Here is a 25,934-nt window from a genome sequence, read left to right as displayed (position 1 = left end):
TTGTTTTCACATTTTTATATTATATCTTACGATGCTTCCTCAGTGCCAGTATATTTAGCATCATGAAGCCAACGGTGAACCCTGCCAGTACCACGACATCAACCCAGATCGTCTCCCAGCCCGCGCCGCGAATCATAATGTTTCGCAAGGCATCTGCGCCGTATTTCAGCGGCATGATAGTGCTAATCCAGCGAAGATAGATGGACATCGTGTCCAAGCTAAATAAACCCGAGAAAAAGACCTGTGGTACGATGATAATCGGAATGAACTGAATCATTTGGAACTCGTTATTGGCAAAAGCGGAAATGAGTGTGCCCAAAGACAAAGCGGTCAAGGCTAGCAAAAGGGTAATGAGAAGGACATACCAGAATGAGCCGACGAGCATCAGACCGAGAACGCTGGTTGCGAACCAAGCGATGAGCGTGGCCTGCAGTGTGGTGAAGATCCCAAAACCGAGGATATACCCGACGACGATTTCCCAGCGCCTAAGCGGGGAGGCCAAGAGCCGCTCCAACGTGCCGCCGGTTCGTTCTCTCAGGAAGGATACCCCAGAGAGCAGGAAGACGAAGAAAAAAACGAAAAATCCGATGAGGACAGGACCCAGGTTATCAAATGCAGCCATATTAGCGGAACCGTGCAGATAGGTGATGGTTGGCGCTTGTGTTCCAGCGCTCGGCAGTGCAGCGTTTTGCAGCGCTTTTTGCAGCAGGAAGAGGACCGCTTTGTTCTTGGCCGGATCACTTCCTTCCAAGGTCACCTGCGGGACGGCTCCCTGCATCACGATATAAGCATCTAAATGGCTGCCTGCAAGCTTGGATTGGGCTTCCTCGGCTGTATAGGGATTCACTTCTGCGCCTAAATCAACCAGCTTCTGGATGAAAGGAGCAGGGGCGTCGACCGTCCCTAACTTAGGTGCATACGTACTCCCGTTGAAAACAAGTGACATTAGGAAGAGAATGAGCATAGGCGCTACGAGCATCATCATTAATGTGCGTTTATCATGAAAAAACTGACGTAAAATACGTACAATGATAGCGCGAATTCGCATTATTTTGCACCTCCATAGTATAAAAATGCTTCTTCAATCGTGGAGGATGATGTAGCTAGCTTCAATTCCTCAGGCGTTCCAACAGCGGTAAGGTTGCCATCACGAATCATCCCTAACCGGTGGCATTTATCCGCTTCATCCATGACATGCGTCGTGACGATTATCGTTGTTCCGCGAGCGCTGAGCTTCGTGAGTTCTTCCCAAATTGATTTTCTCAAAACGGGATCGATGCCGACTGTGGGTTCATCCAGAATGAGTACTTCTGGCTCATGCAGCAGAGAGACCGCCAAGGATAAGCGGCGCTTCATGCCGCCCGAGTAATTCGACACTTGCTTCTTCAAATGTGCACTCAGATCGACCAGTTCCATCACTTCTTGTATCCGATTCTTGCTTTTGGTGCCTGCCAATCCGAATAAAGCCGCAAAAAAAGCTAAATTCTCTTGCGCCGTCAACTCGGCATAGAGCGCATCCGATTGCGCCATGTAACCGATTCGCGATAACATCGCTAACTGAGGCATCTTCTCGTTCAACACATGCACGGTGCCGGATGAGGGGGCGTCGATACCGGCAATCAAGCGGACGAGTGTTGTTTTACCTGACCCAGAGGGACCTAATAGTCCGAAAATCTGCGCTTTGGGAACATCTAAAGTAATGTCCTGCAAAACCGTTTTGTCTCCGAATTGTTTGGAGACATGCTGCACTTGAATCGAATATGTGTTAATCATGCTTCAACACCTCTTTTTGTAGTGAGTAATCACTCATTATTATGATTTCATCGTACTCGATATTCCTTCTTTTGTGAAGTGAGTAATCACTCATTATTGGGTGGGGTAGCGCCCTGCAGTTCCTCAAGCTCGCTATAAGGGCGCTTTAGCCTAGTTTAGCTGCTTGACGATTCCTTAATTCCGCGCGAGGCAGTTGCGTTAACCCTTCGTCACTCCTCTTCTCATTAAAAAACTAGCCTGCGGCTAGGTCACCGACTCAATGAACCTTGAGGCAAGCCCCCTAACGAACTCAATACCCTTAACGAACTCAATACCCTTTATTCGGCCAAAATCGCTCATTCTGAAAATCTAATGAATTCCAGATGCTCTATTTCAATCATATGATCACCATTCGGCCAATAAAGTGGCGGGTAGCGCCAACTCCGTTCATTAAATCTTCAAAGCAGCCATTTTCCGGTCAATAAGCATCATACAGTTCATTAGATGCCCTTTGAGACCGAAAACCTCCAAAGCAAAGAAGTTTCTGGAGGACACCAATATGAAAAACCGAGTCTGCATCGTGGTCACTTAGTCAATGAACCTTGAGGAAAACTAAGCCCCCTAACGAACTCAATACCCTTTATTCGGCCCAAATCGCTCATTCTGAAAATCTAATGAATTCCAGATGCTCTATTTCAAGCAAAAGATCACCATTCGGCCAATAAAGTGCCGGGTAGCGCCAACTCCGTTCGTTACATCTCCAAAGCCGCCATTTTCCGGTCAATAAGCATCATACAGTTCATTAGATGCCCTTTGAGACCGAGAATAGCCTAGCAAAGAAGCTTGCGAAGGACTTCAATAAAAAAGGCATCCCCAAGGGCAATGTCATTAAGTTACGCTCAGAGACAAGACTGGGAACAAAAATGAAATCTGAAACGGCAAGGGAATAAGCCCTGTGCCGTTTGTTTTTTTATACAAACAAGGGAAAAAACGCATAACAAACAAGCGGATGGAATATCCGCTTAAAAAAATGTTCATGTGAACTAAAAATTATGCTACTCTGTAGACGAAGCTAACAGCTGTTTTATAACGGATTTTGCGCGTATTCTGCTGTCCTGGGCGGATGGGTCGAATCGGCAAAATGTTTTTGCGAATCAGCGCTTCAACATCGGGCGGGGGTTCATCACCACGTGAGCGCAGGAAATGTCTACAAACGTGAACGGCAACCGTGAAGTTGACTTGGTAGTGGTGCCGTTTATCCATTTGGGAAATGACGACGTGCGAGGTCATCATTTCAGCGAAATTGTACATGATCATTCTTGCGAAAATCTCTTGGAAGATGGACTCTTGTTTCTTTGCGTGAAAACTCGTCAACCCGACGGTGTATTTTAATGCTCTGAAAGAGGTTTCAATGCCCCACCTCATGTTATAAATGGAAGCCAGCTCATCGGGTGGGAAATCAGCGGCAGAAAGATTCGTAATGACGGTTTCATAAGTACCACTCGGCAGGACGAAACGAACAACCCGAAAGGAAATCGGGTAAAACAAGTTCTCATGCAAATCCAAAAAATCAAAGGTAGACTTGGAAGGGACGAACTTGTATATCTCGGGATGAGCCTTGACCTCTTTGGTTTGTTTTTTGGTGAGTGTCAGATGAACTTCAGTATCGAACGATCCGCTATCTGGCAACCGTAAGCCCGAAAGAATACCACTGGAATGCAAATCCTTTACCGTATGACGTAGTTCCACCCTTTGCGATCAATATGCGCAAAATTGTTGTAACTTTCAAACCCTCTATCGGAAATAACAATTTTTTTTCCTTGAATAGGAGAACGGTCAACCATATCTGCCAGCGCTCTTCCCTCGTTGCACAACCTGCGTGGCTGAACAATGGCATCCACGTAGAGTCGATTGCACAAGTCGTAGGCTGCGTTCAAATGCAAAAGGTTATAGCCTTTCGTATCCGGTTGATTTTGGAAGTAGGTATCCTTGTCCTCAGGGTCAGTCGCGAAATGTAAATCCGAACCGTCAATGGCAAGTAATCGATACCCACGGTAGTCTTTGATATCCGTATGTGATTGTGTAAATTCGTGAAACAGGAATTCCACAGCAGATGGCAGGATTTTATTCCTCTGCTGAACAAAAGCAGAAGTGGTTGCGGTGTTGACATCATAGCCCTGTAACTCCAAGAGTTCCTTGTAGAGGCTGTTACCGCCCATCGAGATCAGGAGTTGCATAACCGTTTCAAAGAGAAGCTTTTTTTTTCGTGTAAAGTCTTTTTCTGGGTTTTTGACATAAGGTGCGGGTAGCGCTGACATTTCTCGTATGAGGGATGTCAGCGTTTCTTTAAACGAATTCGCGTACTCATTCATTGGCGTAGCCTCCTCGTTTTTTCAAGGGGCGTCGCCACACACTTCCAACTGCTTGTCAAATTCTTTTTTTCTTTTTCATGCAAAAAAAGAGCGGGCTATCTTTTCAGATAACCTGCTCTTTTTTTGATTTTAACCCTGCGCCTTAACTTAATGACATTGTCCCCAAGGGATGCCTTTTGACCAATCTGCTCAAGCTTATTTTTCTTTCGCTTCTTTCTTGTGGTCGACCCACTTTTCAATGGAAGGGGTTAACTGCTCCTTGATGGACGCGACAAGCTTGTCCTTGGAGACGCCTTTGGCTTGCGCAATTTCAGCCAGCGACTTCCCAGCATGCAGTTGTGCGCGCAGCTCATCCTTGCTCAGGCCAAGAGACTTCGCGAGCTTCTCGGTATCCGGCTTGAGGCCCAGCTTATGCCACTTGCCATGCCCGGCATGGCTGCTGAGGAGGTTCTTCTCGTTCAGGATAAATTTGAGATGTTCGCCAAGCTTTTGCTTCATATGTTCGCCTTGCTCGGCTGTCAACTTGCCGTCTTTCACAGCAACTTCGATTTTGCTTGTCCTAAGCTGCTGTAGTTTGGCGGTCAAGTCAGCTTCATTCATCCCTTTGTCTGCGGCTGCTTCCACGATGCTTTTGCCGCTTTTCAGAGATTTAACGAGAATATCTTTGTCGATCCCGATTACGGAAGCTGAATCTTCGATAATCGGCCATTTTCGGCTGTGGCGGCCTTGTGCATTCTCATCATTTTGCAGCATAGTTGCGCTATCCTGTTGAATATCAGATGGGGCTTTCGCCGCAGCTGATAGGGGAGGAAGCGCTGCGCTTCCTAGCATCAATGTGAGGGCCAGCGAGCTTACAACGAGCTTTTTCAAATAGGGCTGATTCATGTTCATTGATACCTCCTTTTCCTGTGAATTCGGAATTACAGCACTTAGTCTGTGCAGGAGGCGATCATTTTAGTTTAAAAGAACCTTAGTTTCACATAAATTTTCCATGAAAGGGAATTACTTCACGTCAACCGCAGTTTGATATAAGGAGATTAGTTTTTCAAAGGTTTCCTTGATCAGCTTTTCCAGTTCAACTGGGTTGACCAACACGGGATCCTGGAAGTGCAGGTTGCGGCCGATCAGCAGTTCGGCTTTTTTGACATCTCGAAAGCGTACCAAGGCTTCTTTCCAGCTGTTCGTATTCAATTCGGAGACGGGTGTCACATCTTTTTTCATATGATCAAAAGAAATAACGAAATCGGCAGGAATCTCTTTTTTCAACCGCGGAATGTCTTTCAGGAAGGATTCGGCAATCTGACCCTTGGTCGGCAGTTCATAGATCAACGCCAGCCAGATGAATAACCGGTCATCGAAGAGACCAACCTGGAAATGGGGAACCTGCTTATAGCCGCGTTTATTTGGGCAAATGGCCATCCAGGTATCGACCGGAGGGTTGACTTTACGTCTTAAATGCTTGGCAATATGCAGAAACATTTCGGTGCCGGACAACAGCGACAAATCTTCGACTAACGAATCCCCGAGTGCTTTGAATTTGGGTTGGATCCGTTCGCGAATCGCTTCCATGCGTCCATCAAGGCCTTCTATAGCAAATGTATCGAATTCATGTTGGGCGAATCCAGTGAAACTCATGATTGTTCCTCTTTTCAAAGATGTTTCCAACTATTTTAAAGCAAATCAGGTGATCCCGCAATTGTTTACGAGTTTCATAGGGGCAGTCATAGGAATTAGGACCTATTTTGTAGAAATAAGGAGGTAAAGCAAGGTTCTTGCCGAATATTGTTTGCAAAGCATCATAATGGATAGATAGGAGAATTCAACCTTATGCGTATGACGAAGTGGACTAAAGTTGCAGTGCTGGGCACGGTTATGGGAACTTGTTTTACAGCAGGTGTGTATGCGCAAGATGTGCTGCAGCGCGTAGACGCCTATTTGCGGAGTGATTTTAATGTGGTTGTAGATGGGCGGAAGGTGCAGCTCGCGAATCCCCCGTTAATTTATAATAATGCTAGTTACTTGCCTGTGAAAGAGCTGGGGGGCTTCCTGGGAGCTAATGTGAATTGGCAGGATAGCACGAAAACGATCTATATCAATCCGCGTATTAATCCACAGCAGCCAACAGAAGGCAATGAGACGAATTACACAGAGATTGTGCTGCAGTACCCGTATCCGCAGTATTTGGATTATCGGGGTGGGACATATCCGGTCTTGGTGAACACAACGGATCAGGCGTATTACCGCTTGCAAGATCTTAATCGCATGGGCGTCAAAACAGACGGTCTTAGAAAAGCTAAAGAGAAATACACACAGGACATTTATGTTAGCGAAGAAGAACTAAAGAAAATTTGGGCAGAAACGCCGCAAATTTCATATCTCGTTAACGAACCTATCGTTATTACTGGTGAACAAGATCCATTAAAGCTCAAGACCATAAGGGAATATGTCCAAAGCTTCCGATATTATGAAATTAACAAAAAGCCCTATATGACAAGCCCTATTATCATTGATGCCTTACCAGAACTGAATACATACAGTTACTTACTCACGGAGAATGGACATTTCTACCGCACAACGCTTAAGCTTTCACAAACTAATGGCAATAATAATACACCTAGTTATGTAGTCGGAAGTTCCTCCAAAGAAGATATCGAAGTAACCAAAGTCAACAATTAACGATTCGCGCCTGATTGTTGTTTCAAATAAAAAATAGCAATTTGTGTTCGGTCACGGAGATTCAGCTTGCTGAGTATTTCCGTTATATAATTTTTTACCGTACCTTCGCTCAGGAATAACTCCTGGGCGATTTCTTTATTTGAAAGGCCTTCGGAAATTTTCATGACAACTGTTTGTTCACTAGCGGTTAAGCCCAACGCGCTAAGTGCTTTAGGTGCAGGAACAGATGGCATCGTGTTCGGGCTGATGAAAGTGGTCAATTTCTTGGCGATATCTGCATGAATGAGCAGATTGCCTTGCTCCACGGTTTTGATTCCTTGAATGATACGATCGGGCGAAATATTTTTGAGCAGATACCCGCTGGCCCCGTTGCGTAAAGCCTGAACGATAAATTCATCATCGTCAAACGTTGTCAGGATTAGAACAACCACGTTCGGGTAAGCTTGTTTAATCTTCAAGGTGCCCAGTACGCCGTCACAGATCGGCATCCGAATATCCATAAGGACAACATCAACTTGACTGCCGCTTTGGATAAAAGCCAATGCTTCATCCCCATTCGTACAAGTGCCGGCGACCTCGATATCTTCGTCTAGGCCAATGATTAATTTTAAGCTTTCCCGGATAAAAGGGTCATCATCTGTAATAAGTAAATGAATCAAGTACGTTCAATCCTCTCTATAATCAATTCCTGTTAGCGATAAGTAGGCAACACCGTTGTTACGGAATAATAACCCTTCAAAGTTACGAAAAGTTGGCCTCCGATGAGCTTGCTGCGTTCTTCCATGCCTTTCATCCCAATGCCTTTGGCGGAGGACGCAGCAGGTAGATTGCCATTGTTGGACACACACATGGTAATTTGTTTAGGGTCATAGGTTAATTGAATATCGACCTTGCTTGCACTGCCGTGACGAATGGCATTCGTGATCGCTTCTTGCGCATTGCGGTAAAGAATGAAAGCCAGACTGGGATATAACACATAAGGCATTCCTGTGATTTGAACTTCAATTGCAATGCCATTCTCCTTCGTCAAGTCTGCAATGAGTCGTTCGAGGGAGTAGGTTTGCAAGGAATCTTCATCAGGCTTTAACCGCCGAACGGTGGTGCGAAGCAACTCCATGCTTTCGGTTAATTGGTCTTTGACGGAGGTTAGCATCTCCAAACCTTTGCTTTGTTGGGTCGGAAGGATACGCAAAGAAGCTTCCATCATCATTTTGAGACGAATCAGCTTATGCCCGAGATCATCATGAATGTCCCGCGAGATACGGTTGCGTTCATCCGTTTGCGCAATATTCTCAACCTGTTTGGCATAATCCATAAGCTGCATGCGTGCTTCATCTAGCTCATAGTGCTGTCTGCGCAGTTGATCATAAAGAAGCTCCACTTCTTCTCTGTTTTGATCAATTTGTCTCATATGAAGCAGGAGCATGGACTGAGCGATGAAAATAAGATTTGCCATGACATAATAACTGGCAGGCTGCCCATGCAGAGAAAGATTTAATAAGAGCAACTGGATGGAGATGAAGTAATAACAGAGATGCTTGTTTACGTAATGTACATAAGACAATAGGGTAGAGTAGAAGAGCATGAACAAGATGCCGTCATATTGGTAGCTTAGCCAAGCCCCAAAGCCAATTTCAAGCAACAGCATCCAAGCTGATTTCAAGCGAGTGATTCTGCGTAGTTCAGCTATCCAAACCAACAAAAGAATAAAAAATACATATGTGCCATAGGCCGAATATTTTTGTAGATACATGGAAGCAACCGCTGGGACAAGTATAAGAGCATAACGGGATATCAGAAGTAATGGTGTCAAACGGTTCCCATCCTTTTAGGCAAGTAGTAAGCAAAGTATAGCATACCACCCAAGTGGGTTTACACGCCTTTTGCAGAGATTATGACTTTTGTCACTTTAATGAATGACTAAATCTACCTGTTCGTGTGCAGAAAGCAAAGTACAATAATTATATCAAGTTGAATGGTATAAGGGAGCGGATGATATGAGCTTTGTTCAATTAAAAAATGTTGTAAAAAAATATAATAATCAGATTTCTGTGGATCATCTTAATTTATCCATTCACGAAGGCGAAGTATTTGGACTCTTGGGACCCAATGGTGCGGGCAAAAGTACGACGATTAAAATGTTGAGCGGACTGCTGAAAATCGATCAGGGTGAAATGGTTGTAGACGGTTTATCGGTTGCCAAAGATACACTGGAAGTTAAACGCAGGATTGGCCTAGTTCCCCAAGAACTGGCGATTTTTGAAAATTTGACGGCGCGTGAGAATGTCACTTTTTTTGCCAGATTATACGGTTTATCCGGCAAGCTCTTGAAGGACCGCGTGGAGGAGGCTTTAGAATTCGTAGGACTATCTGATCGTGCTCGCGATAAACCGAGTTCCTTCTCGGGAGGGATGAAACGCCGGTTGAATATTGCCTGTGCGATTATGCATCATCCCAAGCTAATCATTATGGATGAGCCAACAGTAGGCATCGATCCACAGTCTCGCAATCATATCCTCGAGTCGGTAAGAACCCTCAATCGCATGGGGTCAACCATTATCTATACGTCCCATTACATGGAAGAAGTTTCCGCAATTTCTTCGCGGGTCGGGATTATGGATCATGGTCATCTGATTGCCTGCGGCACGCAAGAGGAGCTCCGAAGCAAGGTCGCTCAGGATAATAAAGTGATTCTCCAAGTTGCTCATTTAAAAGATGAAGCTATCAATGAGCTCAGAGAACACCCGAGAATTAAGCAAGTGACAGTGCAAGAGCAGCAGCTTGAATTGTTGGTTGGAACGTCCCATGCGTATCTTCAGGACATCTTGTTCATTCTAGCTAAACATGACGTGAAAATTCAATCGCTCACACAAGTGGAGCCGGATCTTGAAGCCTTGTTCCTGTCGTTGACCGGAAGAACGTTGCGGGACTAGGAGGAGGTCAAGATGCAAATATGGACCATTGCTAGGTATGAAATACTGCGATTATTACGTATGCGATACGTGTTTGTCATTCAATTTTTGATGCCGTTGTTATTGATCTTCATCTTGGGCTCTGCGCTTTCCGGTGCGTTCAAAGTGGAAGATCATGCTTTAAAAATGGTTAAAGTTGATCTGGTTCAGGCAGATACCGGCCCGATAAGTAAGGAGTTCACCAATTTTCTCAGTACACCTGAGTTGCAGCAAATCCTACAACCCACGCTTATTCCAACACGAGAAGAAGCAATGGACCGGCTTAAATTGGGAACCTCGGAATTCGCTCTAGTAATTCCAAGTAATTTCAGCAGCCAGGTGTTAGCTGGGAAAGAAGTCCAGTGGGAAATGATACTAGGGAATGATTATGGACAAAATTTGACTGCACAGATGGTTCTTCGCTCCTTTTTGGATCAAGTGAACCACAGGCAAGCGATAATGATCACAGGAGGTTCGGATGCCGCTGTAAGGCTGCAAGACCAAACTTCCCAAGGTTCTTCCCAAGCTGTGGCTCCTTCTCATGTGCAATTAGGCAAGCTGACAACTTCTAATACCCAGTATACAGCCATGCAATATTACGCGGCGTCTATGCTGGTTATGTTTTTACTTTATTCCGGCATGTCAACAGCCCTAAGTTTACAAAATGAGAAAGAGAAGCACACATTAGCTAGATTAAATGCGATGCCTATGCAGGAATACAAGATTTTATTGGGAAAAGTGGTCGGGAATACGTTCATTTCCATTGTGCAAGCGGCAGTTATAATAACGGCGACCATTGTTTTCTATGGCGTTGATTGGGGGCACTCGTACGCCATGCTTTTCCTGGTATGCTTCGGGATCATTGTGGCTTCTATGAGCCTTGCGGTGTTGGTCACCTTATTGACCAAGACATCGAAAGCGATCAGTACGTCTTTTCAAATGATTATTTTGGTTATGTCATTCCTAAGCGGGGGATTCACGCCATTACCCGAAGGTTTACTGCAACGTTTGGGGGCATATACGCTTAATTATTGGGGAATGCAGGGCATGCTGCGAATTATGCTGGGCAGCGATTTGCGTGTTATCGGGCATCATCTCTTGGTTTTGGGCTGTTTTGGCGGGGGCTTGCTGCTCGTGTCCTTTATCATATACCGAAAGGCGGGGTATCATGAATAGTTTATATATTGCGCTTAATATGCTGCGTCGGACGTTATTCCAGAAAAAGGGCTTCCTGATGTATTTGCTCATTCCGGTTACCGCGGTTTCACTAATTATTGGCGTATTAGGAAAGCAAGCGGATAATCGTATCGATATTGTCTATTTGAATTTGGATAAGGGAACGCTGGGGACTCATCTGCTTCATGAGTTGTCTTCCTACCCGGATTACCGTTTGCAGGAACAAACGTCGGAGACGGCTTTAAAAGAAAAAGTAGTTAAGCAAAAAGCGAGCGGTGCTTTTGTGATTCCTGACAATTTCAGCGAAACGCTGATGCAGGGATTATCACCTCAAGTTGATATGTATCAATTAAACCTCAGCGAAGCCTCGATAACGCTCAAAATGACTTTGGACAGTGTGTTGACCAGGTATCAAAGCACCGCTGCTTTGACCAACAAGCCAAATCTTTCGAAGGAAGCTCATCTTGAAGCGGTTGAGAAGACACTGACGCAAAGCGAGAAGCATCAGGTCTCATCGCAGATGACAGATTTGGGCTTGTATGTGAATCCGAATATGCATATTGTCATTGGCTTTATGCTGATGTTCATGATGGGTGTTATTAGTAATACCGTCTCGGTTGTGATGGAGGATCGCAGAATGCGAACTTTAGCGAGAACCTTCACGGCCCCGGTTCGTTCCGTTGAAATTATGCTTGGCAACTTCCTAGGCAGTTTTTTGGTCGGAACCTTGCAAGTTGTCGTTATTTTAATCGTCACGCGGTATGTCACGCATTATGACTATGGGCTTCCTTTCTTTTCCCAATTCATAATTCTCGAGTTTTTCTTGTTGGCCAGTATGGGGATTGCAAGCGCTATAGCCGGAATGGTTAAAAATGCTCAGAATATAAGTATCATTAACTCCATCATCATCACCCCAACCTGTATGCTTGGCGGCTGCTTCTGGCCGATTACGTTGATGCCCGACTGGATGCAGAAGCTCGCTAACTTCGTTCCGCAAAAGTGGGTGATCGATGCCATACAGCGCATGGCATCGGGCCAGAGTTTGTCCCAGATGTGGATGCATATGGGCGTGTTGACCCTGTTTGCCTTAATTCTGCTCGGCATTGGATCGGTGATTCTTCGTCCTGGCGACGCGGAGGCGGCCTAGTTGGGTGCATGGATGGAAATGCATTGAAAGATGTATAAATTTTCATCCATATTTTTCCTTGAATCTATTAAATATTATTTAGTAATATGTTATACTATATTTAAGTTGCTTTTATTAGTTAGATGGATAATAGTTTTTAAAGTACTATTTTAATTTAAAGAGTTATTGATAGGAGGGCATTATTATGGCTGTAAGCATGAGAGAAAGACCCTATGTTACTGGAACAGATGCAGCTAAATTAGTAGACAGGCTTAATAATAATACGAAAATTGTTCAAAGTCTATTAGAGAGAAAGATGGCCGCAAAAGATTATGTCAAAGGAATTACAAATAGATCTAAATAATATCGTTTTAAAATCTATCTCATTGGCTGATATTGAGGTAATTAAAAACTTTAAATGCGGTAATTCTTCAATTGAAAATTTCTTAATAACTGAAGCATTCCAAACTCATATATTAAGAGAAGCCAGTACCACACTAGTTTATCTAGATGATGAGTTATGTGGCTTCTTTACTCTTCAAAGATTGCCGCTTAGCTTTGATACTACTACTGTTGTGGGTCTGCATGATCAGCATAAATATTCTTTAGACATAGCTAGACTTGGTGTAGCTAGTGCATTTCAGAAATTTGGGATTGGTACATTTGTAATAAATTATGTTATAGACCTTGCTCAAAAAACGAATGAACGTTTTGTCACTACAGATTCTGTTTTCGAAAAATGGGAATGGTATCGCGATAGAGGGTTTAATTACCTCATTGAGTCAGAGACTAAGCACGATACAACAAAAGGGCTTGTAAGTATGTTATTAGAATTATATGATGAAAAATTTGTATCTGAATTCTTTGATGAATGAAATTTCTTTGATTTTTGTGCTAATTTAGTTACGTTGTTGCATATTATGAGCGAGGTGATGTTTATGCCAGCTCAAAAAAGAAAGAAGCCCCAACTAATTGGCAAAGATAAGACAAAAATAATAGAAGGAATTAATTCTAAAAGAATAAAGTTGCTGAAAGCAATTGAAAATTTCAAAAAAAAGTAAGCCATACGTGGCTTTTATTTAAATCAAAAGTGGATAAGAACCTCTTCATTAATTTGAAGGGGTTCTTTTTATGTGCAACACACATGGCGATTGTGCTCCTGTACCTGCTAGGACGATGATTTCATGAAAATATGATACAATAGAAAGATGTCATGACTCGCCTAACGATAGGCTTTGGTGATAGGCGAACAAAAGGGAGAGAAGAAGAATGTCTGTTACGGCGAATGAAGTTGCGGAGTGGATGCTGGAGGAGTTGAAATCCGCGGGCATCTTACACCAGAAAGCAGCTGTTGATCATATCCTGCGTCAATATGGGGAAACGTTTATTTATGTGAATGAAAACGGCAATCAAGCCATTTCCAAGGAAGTGAAGAAAATATTCAAAAAATTGCACGGCGGGAAAGCCGCTTGGGAACGAGATGGTTTTTTCTGGGGATGGCATTAAATCGATAAAAGGCGAACGGAATTTGCTTGTTTTTCCATATCGATTTAGGCTGGAGCCCTGTTGAACGGGCTTCAGTTTTTTTTGTACGTATTTCCTTAAAAAAATGTCAATAATCCAAGTTGCTAAAACATAGAATTCATAATAAGATAAGATTAAGAACACAAGTTGTCTGAATATTTAAACAACACCAAAAGCACCATTTATGGAGGGGATTGCCGTGAGTAAGAGTCATGAAGTGGAATATTGCAACCTAGAGTTACGATTTGATCGCCGGCTAATCCGGAACTTCATTAAAGCGCTCATTCAAGAAGGATATTCGCTGTATTGGAACGAAAGCGATGTACAATTCATCATTTCCATTCGCACAGGACGCAAGCTTATTAAGCTTAAATTCGAACGGATTGGAGAAAAGTATAAGATCGTAGGCAACTATTCCTTCAAGGATGAGAAGCTGGCTGAAATGATGGAGAAGCTGATTGGCGACACCCGCGGTCATGCTGTAGTGAAAAGATTCAAGGATCGGCAAATTCTCATTGAGAATATTATGTTCGGTGAAATTATTCGCATGGTAGAAATTAGCGGAATCGAGCATAAAGTGCTGTATCAGAAGGAGCCTGCCGTGACAGTAGAAGAAGTCATGCAAGCGCTGCGATCCAAACGGACCGATGACCGAATTCCAATTCTTCGCATGGAGCTGGATTACGAGCTCGCTACTTTACATGATGCGATGGCCTCAGGCGATGTCAAAGCCGTTGTGGAGAGCAAGACGAAGTTAGTGGAACTAAGACAAGAAATGCTCTTATTGGAGATGTGAAAATGAATAGTGGATTTAAATAAAGAGAGAGCCTGTATCTAACCATACGGACTCTCTTTTGTGTTTACAATTGGCTTGTGCATACTAAATTTTTCGTTTATAATTAATTTATGAAAGTTAAAGCGCTTAAACTTTTGAGTGACACAGGAGATGTATGTGATGAAAGTAAGTATTTTTGATGTTGCGAAGAAGTGCGGCCTCTCTGTAGTCACCGTTTCACGCGTCATTAATCAAGCAGGGACTGTGCGTGAAAGCAATCGACAGCGCGTGCTGCAGGCGATGCAAGAGCTGGACTATCATCCCAATGCTGCGGCTCGAAGTTTGGCCCGCGGGAAAACCGGCGTAATCGGGCTTGCCATTGCGACACTGAACGATTCCTTTTTCGATGCTGTGGTGAAATCAGTGAATGAGCGCCTTGCGGCCAAAGGGTATTTTTTGGCCTTATCTATATCTAACGACGTATTTTCTTCGTTTGAAAAATCGTTATTTCAAGAAGATCGCGTTGACGGCTTGATGATGCTGTCTCCGACGAATGAAGAAGCCTATGTGAAGGAATTGCAAAAAAAGAAGATGCCCTTTGTGCTGCTGGATAATCAGCATATCGATGAGCAGATCTCATCTGTCATTGTAGATAATTTCAAAGGTGGTTACGAAGCGACGAGACATTTGATTGAGCTCGGACATACGGAAATCGCTCATATTCGCGGTCCAGAACCGTTTCTGAGCAGCAGCGAAAGGGAACGCGGTTACCGACATGCGATGCAGGAAGCGGGCTTGACGAAGCTTTGGATCGAGCAAGGGCAGTTCGCCATTTCATCCGGATATGACATTGCCCAGAGATGGATTCAGGACGGCTTGCGGCCAAGTGCCGTTTTTGCTGCTGATGATTATATCGCTTTCGGGTTAATGAATGCCTTGAATCAAGCAGGTCTTCAGGTTCCTCAGGATATGTCGGTCATAGGCTTTGATGATCAAATCTTCGCTGCGGAGTTCCGGCCTCAGTTAACAACCGTTCGTCAGCCAGCAGATAAGCTGGGTCAAGCTGCCGTTGAAGAATTGCTGCGACATATCGACGGCCAGGCGGAGAGGCATCTTACAATGAAGTTAGACCCAGTTATTGTAATTCGAGAAACTACGGCCAGACATGAAGCTGGAAGCTAACGCATGAAGTCATAAGGGAGTTGAAGCTATGAAGTATTATTTGGGCGTAGATGCAGGTGGAAGCAAGACTTATACCTTAGTGTCAGATGAGAACGGGAATATCATAGGGAAAGGTCATAGTGGGAATGGCAATCATCAGATCAGTGTGGATATTGCACGGGCTAACATTACAAGTTCGGTAAATATGGCCTTGGCACAAGCGCAATTATCACGGGAAGACATTACGTTTGCTTTTTTTGGTCTTGCTGGGGCGGATCGTCCTATTGATTATGAAGTGCTGAGACCGCTGATCCACAAACTCGGATTTTCCAATTATGAGATCGACTGCGATACGATGATTGCCTTGCGGGCGGGAACGATGCGGCCTTATGGGGTTGTACTGATTTGCGGAAGCGGGACGAACAGCGCAGGGAAGAATAGGCAGGGTGACTTCTTCCAATGTGGAGGATTCACTTACAAGTTCGGTGACTTCGGTGGTGGAGGCACGCTTGCGATTGAAGCCTTCAGAGCCGTTATCCGTGCCTGGGATGGCAGAGAGCAGCCAACGATGCTGACTGAGCTCCTGCTGCAAGAATATGGCTATAGCAAAGTGGAGGAGATGTTTGGAGACTTCTGGGATCATGAGAAGCCTGTTCCGCTTTCTACTGTTCTCTTGCTGTTCAAAGCGGCCAAGCTTGGCGATGAGGTTGCCCTCCGTATTCTCCGGGTTCAAGGCGAAGAACTGGGTAAGTCTGCGACAGCTGTTATTAGACGACTTGGTATGGAACGGGAAAGCTTTGACATTGTGCTGGCTGGAAGTGTTGTAACCAGAGGAGAGGGGCCTTTTATCCTGGATTATTTGGCAAAGGGCGTGCAACAAGTTGCGCCGCAAGCGTCAATTGTCAAATTGAATGTAGAGCCAGTTATAGGCGCACTGTGGTTGGCAATGGAAGCTGGTGGCCAGCCTCTTAGTCCGGAAGTCTATGACAAGCTTAGAACGGTATCCGATTATAAAGCAATCCCACTATAAGATCAGACAAGGATGTGAGTGCAATGAGAGAAGCTTTGAAAATAGCAATCATTGGCGGAGGTTCTTCGTACACGCCAGAAATTGTTGAAGGATTCATTCTGAGTTACGAGCAGTTGCCCGTGAAAGAGCTTTGGCTCGTGGACGTGGAAGCAGGTAAGCATAAGCTTGAAATCGTTGGGAATTTAGCGAAAAGAATGATAGCTAAGTCTGGCCTCCCTATAGAAGTCCACTTAACGCTGAACCGCAGGGAAGCTATTGCCAATGCAGACTTCATCAGCACGCAGATGCGTGTAGGTTTGCTGGAAGCTCGCAAATGGGATGAGCATATCCCCAATCAACACGGAATTATCGGTCAGGAAACGACAGGCCCTGGCGGGATGATGAAGGCTTTGCGCACGATCCCTGTCTTGCTGGATATCTGTAAGGATATCGAAGAGCTTAGCCCGAACGCATGGCTGCTTAACTTTACGAACCCTGCGGGTATGGTGACAGAAGCAATTCACAAATACTCCAAGGTGAAAAGTATTGGTTTATGCAATGCACCCATAGGTTTGCACAAATGGTTGATGAAGAAATATGAAGCCACGGCTGAACAAATTTATACGGAATTTGTTGGCTTGAATCATCTGCACTGGGTCACGCGCGCAGAAATTAACGGTGAAGACAAATTGCATGAACTGCTTGACCGCCGAGAAGAATACAGCGGCAAAAACGTGCCAGTCAGCGAATGGGATGCCGATTTCTTGCGATCACTGGAGGCATTGCCATCTTACTATTTAAAATATTTCTATATGACCGATGTCATGTTGGAGGAACAACTGGCTTCACTCAAGGAAAACGGTACGCGCGCTGAGGTAGTGAAACGAGTGGAAGACGAATTGTTCGAGCTCTATCAGGATCCTGATTTGCAAGAGAAGCCTAAACAGCTTGAGAAACGCGGCGGCGCCTACTATTCCGAAGCGGCTGTAAATCTGATGGTGTCGCTCTATAACGACAGAAGAGATATCCAAACGCTGAACGTTATGAACGATAACATCATCGATTTCCTTCCCAAGGATGCATGTATCGAAGTGAACTGTCTGGTAACCGGGCAAGGCCCAATCCCAATTGGATTAACCAAAGTGCCAGAACATGTGAAGGGGCTTATGCACGCTGTCAAAACGTATGAGCGACTTACCATTGAAGCGGCAGTTACTGGCAGCCGGGATTTGGTCCTTCAGGCGCTTGTGCATCACCCGTTGGTGCCATCCGTGAATGCCGCCAAGCAATTGATGGATGAAATGCTGGAAAAGAATAAACCGTATTTACCTGCGTTTTTTGCGTAAATTAATGGAAAGTGAAACTCCCTGAAAGGGGAGTTTTTTTGTTGCAAAAAGACTATTGTTAACGTGTGCATAAATATGGTATGCTTCTGTTAGAGGTGAATGTATGAGCGTAACCATTAAGGATATTGCCAAGCTAGCGGGTGTTTCTCATACGACGGTTTCCAGAGCGCTGAACAACAGCCCGCTTATTCAAGAGGAAACCAAAGAGCGTATTCGGGTCATCGCCGAGCAGTTGGATTACACACCCAATTACAATGCCAAGAGTCTTGTGCTGGATCGGTCTTACAACTTGGGGCTGTTTTTTACAACCCTGAGCAAGGGAACTTCCGCTGGCTTCTTCTATGAAGCTATCCGCGGTGTTAACTCGGTGATTCAGGATCGCTACCAGCTCATTGTCAAAGGGATTGATGATTATACGAGCTTTCATTCGATTACGCGGAAAAGTTTCGATGGCATCATCGTTGTCAGTCAGAGTGATGACGATCAGGGAATTATTGATCATATTGCAGGCAAAGGCATCCCACTCGTCGTATTGAATCGTCCAGTGACGACAGCTGGCGTTCTTAATGTTCTCTCAGATGAAGAACAAGGGGCGTTCCTGGCAGGCAGCTACTTGATTGAACAGGGACATTCGCGCATTGCGTTGATTGAAGGCCGGCAAGGTTTTAAATCCGCGCAGAATCGGAAGGATGGCTTCGAGAGAGCGATGAAGCATTATCAGATTCGCGTGCCGGAGGCTTACCGAATTCCGGGATTATACGATTTGGAGAGCGGCCACAAAGCGATGCAGCAATTTTTGCTGCTGAAGGAAAGACCGACAGCCGTGTTTTGCTGTAACGATGAAATGGCGCTAGGCGCTATGAAAGCGATCTCCGAAGCAGGGATGCAGGTACCAGGCGATATATCCGTGGTTGGCTTTGATGATACGGTGTTTGCCGCGTATGTTACGCCGTCGCTGACAACGGTTCGCAGACCCATTGAACAAATTAGTACAGAAGGCGCGATCCGCCTTCTTGGGAATATAGAAAATAAACAGCACGAGACGGAGCAACTGCTCTTGAAAACAGAATTGATCGTAAGGGAATCCGTACGTTCACTGTCATCATAAAGAAAGAGGGGATCACCCGTGAGCATTCTAAGAGAATTATTAAAGGACATTCCGATTCCGCAAATGGTGAAGATTCGGCAGAAGTTTGATCGCACGATTCTGGAACATCCCGAGCTCGAACTCGTGAACAAGCTGGCTAGCAGCGGGGTCATGAACAGCATTCATCCAGGGCAGCAGGTTGCGGTTGCGGTCGGCAGCCGAGGTATCGCCAATATTGCCGGCTTTACCAAGACAACGATTGATGCGATTAAAGACAGAGGAGCTTTCCCTTTCATCGTTCCCTGCATGGGCAGCCACGGGGGAGCCACAGCAGATGGTCAAACGGAGGTTTTACAGCATTTTGGCATAACGGAAGCGACCATGGGCGCTCCGATCCGCTCTTCGATGGAAGTTGTACAGATCGACCAGCTGCCTAATGGCTTGCCTGTTTATGTGGATCGGATCGCTTCTGAAGCGGATGCGATTGTCGTGATTAACCGCGTGAAGCCGCATACTGCGTTCCGCGGACGGATTGAGAGCGGCATTATGAAAATGATCGCGATCGGTCTTGGCAAGCAAAAAGGTGCGGAAGCGTGTCACCAGCTGGGCTTCAAATATATGGCAGAGAACGTGCCGGCTATGGCGAATTTGATGATCCAGAAGCTGCCGATCGTGTTCGGTGTTGCACTTGTCGAGAATGCGTATGATGAGACCTGTCAGGTGGAAGTGCTGCCAGCAGCTGAGATTGAAGCGCGTGAAGAACTGCTTCTCATCGAAGCGAAATCGCGTCTGCCTAAGATTTTGTTTGACGAAATCGATGTTCTTGTCATTGACTATATCGGTAAAAATGTTAGCGGCGACGGCATGGATCCGAACGTGACAGGACGTTACCCGACACCCTATGCACACGGAGGGCCCGATGTTGCCAAGATGGTTGTGCTGGACTTGACCCATGAGACCAAAGGGAACGCGAATGGGGTCGGAACGGCCGATTTTACAACGCAAAGACTGGTGGACAAAACGAATTTGGAGTTTACTTATGCCAATGGCTTAACTTCAACCGTCTGTGCCCCAACGAAAATAGCGACAACGCTGGAAAATGATTTGTATGCGATCAAGGCAGCAGTGAAAACGTGTAACATCCTAGATTATACGACCTGCAAATTGGTTCGAATTCAAGACACGCTTCATCTCGGCGAGATTGAAATCTCAATTAATCTATTAGATGCGGCTCGCCAGCATCCGGATATTGAAATTTTAACTGAGCCTTATGAACTTTCATTTGATGCAGAGGGGAATATTAGCAAATGACCGACCAATCAACGACCCTTTCCGGGCGTGGGACATCTGTTGAAACGGGTGCCAGCAGGCCTTACATCATCGCGGCTGACATAGGGACAACAAGCACGAAGACGCTGATCATTTCTCGTGAAGGTCAAGTTTTGGCTTCACATTCCATTGAGTACCCGCTTTTCACGCCAACAGCGGATCGCGCTGAACAGGATCCCGATCAGATTTTTGAAGCTGTTGTAGAGGGAATAGGGGCTGTCGTTCGCAAACTTAGCGTTACACCTGATCAAGTGCTCTGTGTCTCCTTCAGTTCCGCTATGCATAGCTTGATCGCAGTGGATGAGAATACGAAGCCGCTAACAGCCTGTATCACTTGGGCTGACAACCGAAGTGCCAGCTATGCGGAGAAATTGAAGCGCAGCGGTCTTGGTCAGCAGATTTACTCGCGGACGGGCACGCCGATTCATCCGATGTCTCCGCTTCTCAAGTTGATGTGGTTCAGGGACAACGAGCCGGAATTGATGAGGGATGCGTACAAATTTATCGGAATTAAGGAGTATGTCTTCGCGAAGCTATTTGGCCGCTATCTGATTGACCATTCGTTAGCTAGTGCTACAGGGTTATTCAACTTGGAGAATCTTGTCTGGGACGAAGATGCGCTTAATCACGCCAGCGTGAAGGAGGAGCAGCTCTCCGAGCTTGTGCCAACGACATACCGCGTCGAAGGGCTCTCAGGAGCCTACGCTGCGGCCATGGGCTTGGCCGTTAACACACCTTTCGTAATCGGCGCTTCTGATGGCGTGCTCGCCAATCTTGGTGTCGGCGCTTTCGAGCCAGGCGTCATCGCCGTCACGATCGGCACTAGCGGCGCGGTGCGCAGCGTGGTCAACAAACCGCAAACCGACCCCGAAGGCAAGCTGTTCTGCTATGCGCTCACCGAAAACTTCTGGGTCGTGGGTGGACCGATCAACAACGGCGGCATTGTTTTCCGGTGGGTGAGAGATCAGATTGCGACGGCCGAAGCCGAAGAAGCGCGGCGTCAAGGCATCGATCCTTACGACTATTTGACGGAGCTCGCGTCACAGGTAGGCGCAGGGTCGGACGGTCTGCTTTTCCTGCCGCTCCTTTCGGGAGAACGTGCCCCTTACTGGAATGCGAACGCACGCGGTGTATACTTCGGTCTTTCGCTTAGCCACCAGAAGAAGCATATGATTCGGGCAGCGCTCGAAGGCGTTATGTTCTCGATTCAAGCGGTAGCAACATCGCTGGAACGCATGATGGGGCCGGCTGCTGTGATTCGGGCATCAGGCGGTTTTGCCAGATCAACCTTCTGGCGTCAAATGATGACGGATATGCTCGGCACGTCCGTTACAGTTCCGGATTCTATTGAAAGTTCCGGAATCGGGGCAGCTTTGCTCGGTTTGCTCGCGATGGGAGAGATTGATGATCTCTCTTATGCCCATCAATGGATACAGGTAGGAATGGCTCACGAGGTGAATGAAAGCGATTATCGCATTTATCAACAATTGACATCTATTTATACAAGCGTATATCATCAGTTAAAAGATCAATTCGATGCGATTACCGCCTTTCAAGGGCAGCACCTACGGAGTCCTCAAACATAAATAAGCTTAGGCTGCTTTCTACGGGATTAGCCAAGCAAACATGCAGAGGGGATGAAGACGATGAATTTATTCGATCTTACAGGGAAAACAGCAGTAATTATTGGCGGCAACAGTACATTAGGTGGCTCGATGGCCCTTGCTTTAGCCGGTCATGGCGCGAAAGTTGCCATCGTGGGGCGCAATCAAGAGAAAAGCGATCAAGTTCGTCTAAGTATTGAAGCGATTGGCGGAGAAGCGAATACGTTCCAAGCGGATGCGACGAAACGCGAGGAATTGGAACTGGTTCTCAAAGAAGTTTTGGCTTGGTCAGGCTCTGCGGACATCCTGATGAATTGTCCCGGCAAAAATAGTGCTACGCCTTTCTTTGACATTTCCATGGAAGAATGGGATTCTATTATGGAGGTTAATTTGAAGAGCGTCGTGTTAGCCTGCCAAGTGTTTGGGAAATACATGGTTGATCGGAACGAAGGCGGAAGCATTATTAATATTTCATCCGTATCGTCAGATCCTCCGCTTTCTCGCGTGTTCACTTATTCCGCTTCCAAAGCAGCTGTCAATAATATCACACAGAACCTTGCTCGCGAATTCGCTCCAAGTCGTGTGCGTGTGAACGCGATTATTCCTGGGTTCTTCCCCGCGGAACAGAATCGCAAGATTTTGTCTCCGGAACGGATTGAATCCATCATGCGCCATACGCCTATGAATCGATTTGGCGAAGCGTCTGAGCTCCAAGGGGCTGCTGTGTTCCTTGCATCTGAACAAGCTTCTAGTTTTGTCACAGGGTCTGTTTTAAGAGTGGATGGCGGTTTTGGCGCGATGACGATTTAAAACTTATATTTTTTTCGGAAGGGTGTATGAGAGACGTGTCTAAACAACAAATTGGTGTAGTCGGTCTAGCGGTAATGGGTAAAAACTTGGCTTTGAACATTGAGAGCAGAGGATTCACTGTATCCGTATTTAATCGTTCTGCCGAAAAAACAAAAGAGCTTCTGGAAGAAGCCCAAGGTAAACAATTAGTAGGTACATACACTGTGGAAGAATTCGTGCAATCCCTTGAAGTTCCGCGTAAAATTTTGATCATGGTCAAAGCTGGCGGTCCTACGGATGACACGATTAACCAATTGCTGCCGTATTTGGACAAAGGCGATATCCTCATTGATGGAGGCAACGCATTCTTCCCGGATACACAACGCCGTAACAAAGATTTGGAAGCACATGGTATTCGTTTCGTTGGAACAGGCGTTTCCGGCGGTGAAGAAGGCGCATTGAAAGGTCCATCGATTATGCCAGGCGGTCAAGAAGATGCCTACAAATTGGTAGAGCCAATTCTGAAGGCAATTTCCGCTAAAGTTGGCGACGACGCTTGCTGCACATATATCGGACCTGACGGTGCCGGACACTATGTCAAAATGGTGCATAACGGGATTGAGTATGGCGACATGCAGTTGATTTGCGAAGCTTACCAATTGCTCAAAGATGTGCTGAATGTCAGCGTAGAAGAGCTTCATGAGATTTTCACGGAGTGGAATAACGGTGAGCTTGACAGCTACTTGATCGAAATTACGCGTGATATTTTCACCAAATATGATGCTGAAACAGGCAAACCGATGGTTGACGTGATTCTGGATTCCGCAGGTCAAAAGGGAACAGGAAAATGGACCAGCCAAAGTGCTCTGGACCTAGGCGTACCGCTTTCCATTATCACGGAATCCGTGTTCTCCCGTTTCATCTCCGCGATGAAAGAAGAGCGCGTCGCAGCAAGCAAAGTACTCAAAGGACCTGCTGCTCCAGCCTTCACAGGCGATCGCAAAGCGTTTATTGAGGCTGTTCGCCAAGCGCTTTACGCAAGTAAAATTTGCTCTTATGCACAAGGCTTTGCCCAAATGAGAGCAGCTTCCGAGGAATATAACTGGAATCTGAAATATGGCAGCATTGCGATGATCTTCCGCGGCGGATGTATCATTCGTGCGAGATTCCTGCAAAATATTAAGGATGCGTATGATCGCGATCCAGCATTGAGAAACTTGCTGCTGGACAACTACTTCAATGGTGTTGTTGATAACTATCAACAATCCTGGAGACAAGTTATCGCAGAAGCGGTAACTCGCGGTATCGCAGTTCCAGCTTTCGCTTCCGCACTTGCTTACTATGACAGCTACCGGACTGAAAGACTTCCTGCTAACTTGCTGCAAGCACAGCGCGATTACTTCGGAGCTCACACGTTCCAACGTGTGGACAAAGAAGGTTCCTTCCACTTCAACTGGATGGAAAACTAAGAGAAACAGGGATTAAGCTTCATCCTGTAAGCCATACGCAGCCTCGCGCAGCCACATTTTCAAGCGATCGGCCTCTTGATCAAAGCCGTTCCGCCGGTGAATGAGCATTAACGAGACTTCGGCAAAATAACGGAAATTTTGTAATAATCGTGGTTGAGCAAGGCCTTGCATACGCGGGTCTTCTTCAGCCACTTTTTTCTTAATAAACTCCAAAATCCAGACAACATCATCTTTGCAAAGGATGTAACTCGGGTGTAAGATTTGCTCCAGTTTGCCTTGCGTGCGGTTGGTGTAGGCAACAATTGGGTTCAAAGCTTCATCTCTCCTTGTCAACATAAGGTCTCTCTTAAAATCTTAACGGTTGATCTGGAATTTATTCACTCTACTATATGATTTTTTGATGGATTGTATTCATGGTATGTCGGCTATGGTATGATGTTGGGAAAGTTTGTATGATCAGCATATGAGAAAAGGGGATTCATGTGACAGCAAGAAATATTGTACTTGTAGGTTTTATGGGGACTGGTAAATCAACGGTAGGGAGCCTGTTGGCGGAGCGTCTGGACTGGAAGTTTCGTGATTCTGATGCCGTTCTGGAAGAGGAGCAGCAGTCGCGTATTGCAGATTTATTTCAACAACATGGCGAAGCTTATTTCCGTACATTGGAGAGTAAGACGCTTGCGCATATTCTGGAAGGTGAGAGGCAGGTAGTGGCGACAGGCGGGGGAGCGGTGTTGGCAGAAAGCAATCGGACCTGCATGCTGCAAAACGGCCTTGTAGTGGCGCTGACAGCTTCTGCGGAGACGATCATTGCGCGAGTAAGCAGCGATACGAATCGACCTTTGCTGCAAGGCAATGTGGAAGAGCGCGTGAACACGTTGTTGGAACAACGGAAGTCATCCTATGATTTCGCGCACACAGTGATTGATACAACTGAACTGTCAACGAATGAGATCGTGGAGCTTATTCTGGCGCAAGTCGTGAAATGAAAATAGGGGACAAGCGATTAAGCTTAGTCCTCCCATTCCAGCATGCCGCCTGTCATATTTTTGAGGCCTTGGTAGCCTTGTGATTCCAGGAAGCCAAGTGCGCGTCCACTGCGTGCTCCGCTGCGGCAGACAAGAATGACTTCCTCGGTTTTAGGAATTTCTGCGAGTCGTTCAGGCAGTTGACCTAGCGGAATATGTATGGCGCTTGGAATCATGCCAGCAGCTACTTCTTCATCTTCGCGTACGTCAATGATGGTAAGTTTGTCACCGCTGCGTAGTCTTTCTTTGATTTCAGATGGTGAAATGGTATCCATAATAGAACCTCCAAGCTTTCGTATATGGGGGAATCCCCTAACAAGTAATGATAGAAACAATAAGCGGAGATGTCAAACGGATGGACAGCAAACGCAGTTACAGGACTATGCTCTATATTGGTTTAGCAGGCATCTTGGGCGCGCTCGCGCGCTTCGGGTTCTCAACAATCTGGAATCCAAGCACGGAGATCGTTTTTCCATGGGGAACTTTTTTTTGCAATTTAGCGGGCTGTTTACTGCTTGGGTTTCTTGTTTTTACAGATAAGCTGCGGATACCAGCCCAACTGCAAATGGCCATAACAACTGGCTTTATAGGCTCATTTACTACATTCTCTACGTTTAGCTATGAAACCGTTAATATGTTAAGGCAGGGTCATATGATTCTAGCTTTCCTCTATGTCCTTGGCAGTTTATGGGGAGGACTTCTCATAACCTGGCTGGGTATTCGCCTAGCTAAGTCCATTCAAGGGGGGAATCTCTCTTGA

General features: G+C 45.7%; 29 protein-coding genes. 19 read left to right on the top strand and 10 right to left on the bottom strand.

What is annotated here, in order from left to right:
* Nucleotides 1-19: 19 nt before the first annotated feature.
* From IEY34_RS00295 to IEY34_RS00275, 6 genes are all read right to left on the bottom strand, one after another.
* Nucleotides 20-1,048, bottom strand: a complete 1,029-nt coding sequence (locus IEY34_RS00295; RefSeq protein WP_189006024.1) for an ABC transporter permease — start codon at nt 1,046-1,048, stop codon at nt 20-22.
* Complete coding sequence (locus tag IEY34_RS00290; protein ID WP_189006022.1) at nt 1,048-1,773, bottom strand: ABC transporter ATP-binding protein; 726 nt, start codon at nt 1,771-1,773, stop codon at nt 1,048-1,050. Before IEY34_RS00290 ends, IEY34_RS00295 begins: the two co-directional genes overlap by 1 nt.
* 1,029 nt (nt 1,774-2,802) lie before the next feature.
* Nucleotides 2,803-3,501 (bottom strand): transposase, encoded by a 699-nt coding sequence (locus IEY34_RS36475; protein ID WP_229757395.1) that lies wholly within the window; start codon nt 3,499-3,501, stop codon nt 2,803-2,805.
* A complete protein-coding gene (locus tag IEY34_RS36465) occupies nt 3,480-4,124 on the bottom strand; it encodes a transposase (RefSeq protein WP_229757394.1) in 645 nt (214 codons plus the stop codon). Before IEY34_RS36465 ends, IEY34_RS36475 begins: the two co-directional genes overlap by 22 nt.
* Nucleotides 4,125-4,319: 195 nt before the next feature.
* Nucleotides 4,320-5,015 carry a hypothetical protein gene (locus IEY34_RS00280; RefSeq protein ID WP_189006019.1) on the bottom strand — a complete coding sequence of 232 codons (696 nt, stop codon included), beginning with the start codon at nt 5,013-5,015 and terminating at the stop codon, nt 4,320-4,322.
* A 111-nt stretch (nt 5,016-5,126) separates the two neighbouring features.
* Entirely contained in the window at nt 5,127-5,759 is a 633-nt protein-coding gene (locus tag IEY34_RS00275) for a YktB family protein (protein WP_189006017.1), read from the bottom strand.
* 192 nt (nt 5,760-5,951) lie between these two features.
* Here IEY34_RS00275 and IEY34_RS00270 point away from each other — a divergent pair, with 192 nt between their 5' ends.
* Nucleotides 5,952-6,800 carry a stalk domain-containing protein gene (locus IEY34_RS00270; protein ID WP_189006014.1) on the top strand — a complete coding sequence of 283 codons (849 nt, stop codon included), beginning with the start codon at nt 5,952-5,954 and terminating at the stop codon, nt 6,798-6,800.
* Here IEY34_RS00270 and IEY34_RS00265 read toward each other — a convergent pair.
* Both IEY34_RS00265 and IEY34_RS00260 read right to left on the bottom strand, forming a co-directional pair.
* Entirely contained in the window at nt 6,797-7,459 is a 663-nt protein-coding gene (locus IEY34_RS00265) for a response regulator transcription factor (RefSeq protein WP_189006012.1), read from the bottom strand. The two genes, IEY34_RS00270 and IEY34_RS00265, sit on opposite strands and share 4 nt — an antisense overlap.
* Nucleotides 7,460-7,491: 32 nt before the next feature.
* Nucleotides 7,492-8,613, bottom strand: coding sequence for a sensor histidine kinase (locus tag IEY34_RS00260; protein WP_189006010.1), 1,122 nt, complete (start codon nt 8,611-8,613; stop codon nt 7,492-7,494).
* 184 nt (nt 8,614-8,797) lie between these two features.
* On the opposite strand from IEY34_RS00260, the gene IEY34_RS00255 reads away from it, so the two are divergent.
* From IEY34_RS00255 to gnd, 16 genes are all read left to right on the top strand, one after another.
* A complete protein-coding gene (locus tag IEY34_RS00255) occupies nt 8,798-9,733 on the top strand; it encodes an ABC transporter ATP-binding protein (RefSeq protein ID WP_189006007.1) in 936 nt (311 codons plus the stop codon).
* Between the two features lie 12 nt (nt 9,734-9,745).
* Nucleotides 9,746-10,927: an ABC transporter permease gene (locus IEY34_RS00250; RefSeq protein WP_189006004.1), complete on the top strand. Its 1,182-nt coding sequence runs from the start codon at nt 9,746-9,748 to the stop codon at nt 10,925-10,927.
* Complete coding sequence (locus IEY34_RS00245) at nt 10,920-12,074, top strand: ABC transporter permease (RefSeq protein ID WP_189006002.1); 1,155 nt, start codon at nt 10,920-10,922, stop codon at nt 12,072-12,074. The genes IEY34_RS00250 and IEY34_RS00245 overlap by 8 nt, the downstream gene beginning before the upstream one ends.
* 184 nt (nt 12,075-12,258) lie before the next feature.
* Complete coding sequence (locus tag IEY34_RS00240) at nt 12,259-12,417, top strand: hypothetical protein (protein ID WP_189005999.1); 159 nt, start codon at nt 12,259-12,261, stop codon at nt 12,415-12,417.
* On the top strand, nt 12,386-12,928 hold the full coding sequence (locus IEY34_RS00235) for a GNAT family N-acetyltransferase (protein WP_189005996.1): 543 nt from the start codon (nt 12,386-12,388) through the stop codon (nt 12,926-12,928). The genes IEY34_RS00240 and IEY34_RS00235 overlap by 32 nt, the downstream gene beginning before the upstream one ends.
* A 63-nt stretch (nt 12,929-12,991) precedes the next feature.
* Nucleotides 12,992-13,114 carry a hypothetical protein gene (locus tag IEY34_RS37220; RefSeq protein WP_268240093.1) on the top strand — a complete coding sequence of 41 codons (123 nt, stop codon included), beginning with the start codon at nt 12,992-12,994 and terminating at the stop codon, nt 13,112-13,114.
* A 208-nt stretch (nt 13,115-13,322) separates the two neighbouring features.
* The gene (locus IEY34_RS00230) at nt 13,323-13,559 is read left to right on the top strand and encodes a DUF6953 family protein (protein WP_189005993.1); all 237 of its coding nucleotides are present in this window, start codon (nt 13,323-13,325) and stop codon (nt 13,557-13,559) included.
* 217 nt (nt 13,560-13,776) lie between these two features.
* Nucleotides 13,777-14,373: a YkzI domain-containing protein gene (locus IEY34_RS00225; RefSeq protein ID WP_189005990.1), complete on the top strand. Its 597-nt coding sequence runs from the start codon at nt 13,777-13,779 to the stop codon at nt 14,371-14,373.
* Nucleotides 14,374-14,532: 159 nt separating this feature from the next.
* Complete coding sequence (locus IEY34_RS00220; RefSeq protein ID WP_189005987.1) at nt 14,533-15,534, top strand: LacI family DNA-binding transcriptional regulator; 1,002 nt, start codon at nt 14,533-14,535, stop codon at nt 15,532-15,534.
* Nucleotides 15,535-15,562: 28 nt separating this feature from the next.
* Complete coding sequence (locus IEY34_RS00215) at nt 15,563-16,543, top strand: N-acetylglucosamine kinase (RefSeq protein ID WP_189005984.1); 981 nt, start codon at nt 15,563-15,565, stop codon at nt 16,541-16,543.
* 23 nt (nt 16,544-16,566) lie between these two features.
* Nucleotides 16,567-17,868, top strand: a complete 1,302-nt coding sequence (locus IEY34_RS00210) for a 6-phospho-beta-glucosidase (protein ID WP_189005981.1) — start codon at nt 16,567-16,569, stop codon at nt 17,866-17,868.
* A gap of 103 nt (nt 17,869-17,971) precedes the next feature.
* The gene (locus IEY34_RS00205) at nt 17,972-18,976 is read left to right on the top strand and encodes a LacI family DNA-binding transcriptional regulator (protein WP_189005978.1); all 1,005 of its coding nucleotides are present in this window, start codon (nt 17,972-17,974) and stop codon (nt 18,974-18,976) included.
* 18 nt (nt 18,977-18,994) lie between these two features.
* Nucleotides 18,995-20,266 carry a nickel pincer cofactor-dependent isomerase, group 22 gene (locus IEY34_RS00200; protein WP_189005975.1) on the top strand — a complete coding sequence of 424 codons (1,272 nt, stop codon included), beginning with the start codon at nt 18,995-18,997 and terminating at the stop codon, nt 20,264-20,266.
* On the top strand, nt 20,263-21,870 hold the full coding sequence (gene gntK, locus IEY34_RS00195; RefSeq protein WP_189005972.1) for a gluconokinase: 1,608 nt from the start codon (nt 20,263-20,265) through the stop codon (nt 21,868-21,870). Before IEY34_RS00200 ends, gntK begins: the two co-directional genes overlap by 4 nt.
* A gap of 60 nt (nt 21,871-21,930) precedes the next feature.
* Nucleotides 21,931-22,698 (top strand): SDR family oxidoreductase, encoded by a 768-nt coding sequence (locus tag IEY34_RS00190; protein ID WP_189005969.1) that lies wholly within the window; start codon nt 21,931-21,933, stop codon nt 22,696-22,698.
* A gap of 35 nt (nt 22,699-22,733) precedes the next feature.
* Complete coding sequence (gnd, locus tag IEY34_RS00185; RefSeq protein WP_189005966.1) at nt 22,734-24,146, top strand: NADP-dependent phosphogluconate dehydrogenase; 1,413 nt, start codon at nt 22,734-22,736, stop codon at nt 24,144-24,146.
* A 12-nt stretch (nt 24,147-24,158) separates the two neighbouring features.
* Here the strand turns inward: gnd and IEY34_RS00180 are convergent, their stop codons facing one another.
* The gene (locus IEY34_RS00180; protein WP_189005963.1) at nt 24,159-24,458 is read right to left on the bottom strand and encodes a hypothetical protein; all 300 of its coding nucleotides are present in this window, start codon (nt 24,456-24,458) and stop codon (nt 24,159-24,161) included.
* A gap of 170 nt (nt 24,459-24,628) precedes the next feature.
* Between IEY34_RS00180 and IEY34_RS00175 the strand changes: the two genes are divergently transcribed.
* A complete protein-coding gene (locus tag IEY34_RS00175; RefSeq protein WP_229757393.1) occupies nt 24,629-25,135 on the top strand; it encodes a shikimate kinase in 507 nt (168 codons plus the stop codon).
* 23 nt (nt 25,136-25,158) lie between these two features.
* On the opposite strand, the gene IEY34_RS00170 is transcribed toward IEY34_RS00175, so the two are convergent.
* Complete coding sequence (locus tag IEY34_RS00170; RefSeq protein ID WP_189005960.1) at nt 25,159-25,449, bottom strand: rhodanese-like domain-containing protein; 291 nt, start codon at nt 25,447-25,449, stop codon at nt 25,159-25,161.
* A gap of 47 nt (nt 25,450-25,496) precedes the next feature.
* Here IEY34_RS00170 and crcB point away from each other — a divergent pair, with 47 nt between their 5' ends.
* Entirely contained in the window at nt 25,497-25,934 is a 438-nt protein-coding gene (crcB, locus tag IEY34_RS00165) for a fluoride efflux transporter CrcB (RefSeq protein ID WP_229757392.1), read from the top strand.

Source organism: Paenibacillus marchantiophytorum (genome assembly GCF_014640555.1).
Lineage (GTDB): Bacteria > Bacillota > Bacilli > Paenibacillales > NBRC-103111 > Paenibacillus_E > Paenibacillus_E marchantiophytorum.
The sequence above is the reverse complement of the archived record's forward strand: the minus strand, read 5'-3'. Positions and strand labels throughout refer to the sequence as shown.

What these genes read in the sequence shown, in the direction of transcription:
- IEY34_RS00295 (WP_189006024.1), bottom strand. Translation starts at nt 1,048, where the DNA reads ATGCGAATTCGCGCTATCATTGTACGTATTTTACGTCAGTTTTTTCAT.
- IEY34_RS00290 (WP_189006022.1), bottom strand. Translation starts at nt 1,773, where the DNA reads ATGATTAACACATATTCGATTCAAGTGCAGCATGTCTCCAAACAATTC.
- IEY34_RS36465 (WP_229757394.1), bottom strand. Translation starts at nt 4,124, where the DNA reads ATGAATGAGTACGCGAATTCGTTTAAAGAAACGCTGACATCCCTCATA.
- IEY34_RS00280 (WP_189006019.1), bottom strand. Translation starts at nt 5,015, where the DNA reads ATGAACATGAATCAGCCCTATTTGAAAAAGCTCGTTGTAAGCTCGCTG.
- IEY34_RS00275 (WP_189006017.1), bottom strand. Translation starts at nt 5,759, where the DNA reads ATGAGTTTCACTGGATTCGCCCAACATGAATTCGATACATTTGCTATA.
- IEY34_RS00270 (WP_189006014.1), top strand. Translation starts at nt 5,952, where the DNA reads ATGCGTATGACGAAGTGGACTAAAGTTGCAGTGCTGGGCACGGTTATG.
- IEY34_RS00255 (WP_189006007.1), top strand. Translation starts at nt 8,798, where the DNA reads ATGAGCTTTGTTCAATTAAAAAATGTTGTAAAAAAATATAATAATCAG.
- IEY34_RS00250 (WP_189006004.1), top strand. Translation starts at nt 9,746, where the DNA reads ATGCAAATATGGACCATTGCTAGGTATGAAATACTGCGATTATTACGT.
- IEY34_RS00245 (WP_189006002.1), top strand. Translation starts at nt 10,920, where the DNA reads ATGAATAGTTTATATATTGCGCTTAATATGCTGCGTCGGACGTTATTC.
- IEY34_RS00240 (WP_189005999.1), top strand. Translation starts at nt 12,259, where the DNA reads ATGGCTGTAAGCATGAGAGAAAGACCCTATGTTACTGGAACAGATGCA.
- IEY34_RS00235 (WP_189005996.1), top strand. Translation starts at nt 12,386, where the DNA reads ATGTCAAAGGAATTACAAATAGATCTAAATAATATCGTTTTAAAATCT.
- IEY34_RS37220 (WP_268240093.1), top strand. Translation starts at nt 12,992, where the DNA reads ATGCCAGCTCAAAAAAGAAAGAAGCCCCAACTAATTGGCAAAGATAAG.
- IEY34_RS00230 (WP_189005993.1), top strand. Translation starts at nt 13,323, where the DNA reads ATGTCTGTTACGGCGAATGAAGTTGCGGAGTGGATGCTGGAGGAGTTG.
- IEY34_RS00220 (WP_189005987.1), top strand. Translation starts at nt 14,533, where the DNA reads ATGAAAGTAAGTATTTTTGATGTTGCGAAGAAGTGCGGCCTCTCTGTA.
- IEY34_RS00215 (WP_189005984.1), top strand. Translation starts at nt 15,563, where the DNA reads ATGAAGTATTATTTGGGCGTAGATGCAGGTGGAAGCAAGACTTATACC.
- IEY34_RS00210 (WP_189005981.1), top strand. Translation starts at nt 16,567, where the DNA reads ATGAGAGAAGCTTTGAAAATAGCAATCATTGGCGGAGGTTCTTCGTAC.
- IEY34_RS00205 (WP_189005978.1), top strand. Translation starts at nt 17,972, where the DNA reads ATGAGCGTAACCATTAAGGATATTGCCAAGCTAGCGGGTGTTTCTCAT.
- gntK (WP_189005972.1), top strand. Translation starts at nt 20,263, where the DNA reads ATGACCGACCAATCAACGACCCTTTCCGGGCGTGGGACATCTGTTGAA.
- IEY34_RS00190 (WP_189005969.1), top strand. Translation starts at nt 21,931, where the DNA reads ATGAATTTATTCGATCTTACAGGGAAAACAGCAGTAATTATTGGCGGC.
- IEY34_RS00170 (WP_189005960.1), bottom strand. Translation starts at nt 25,449, where the DNA reads ATGGATACCATTTCACCATCTGAAATCAAAGAAAGACTACGCAGCGGT.
- crcB (WP_229757392.1), top strand. Translation starts at nt 25,497, where the DNA reads ATGATAGAAACAATAAGCGGAGATGTCAAACGGATGGACAGCAAACGC.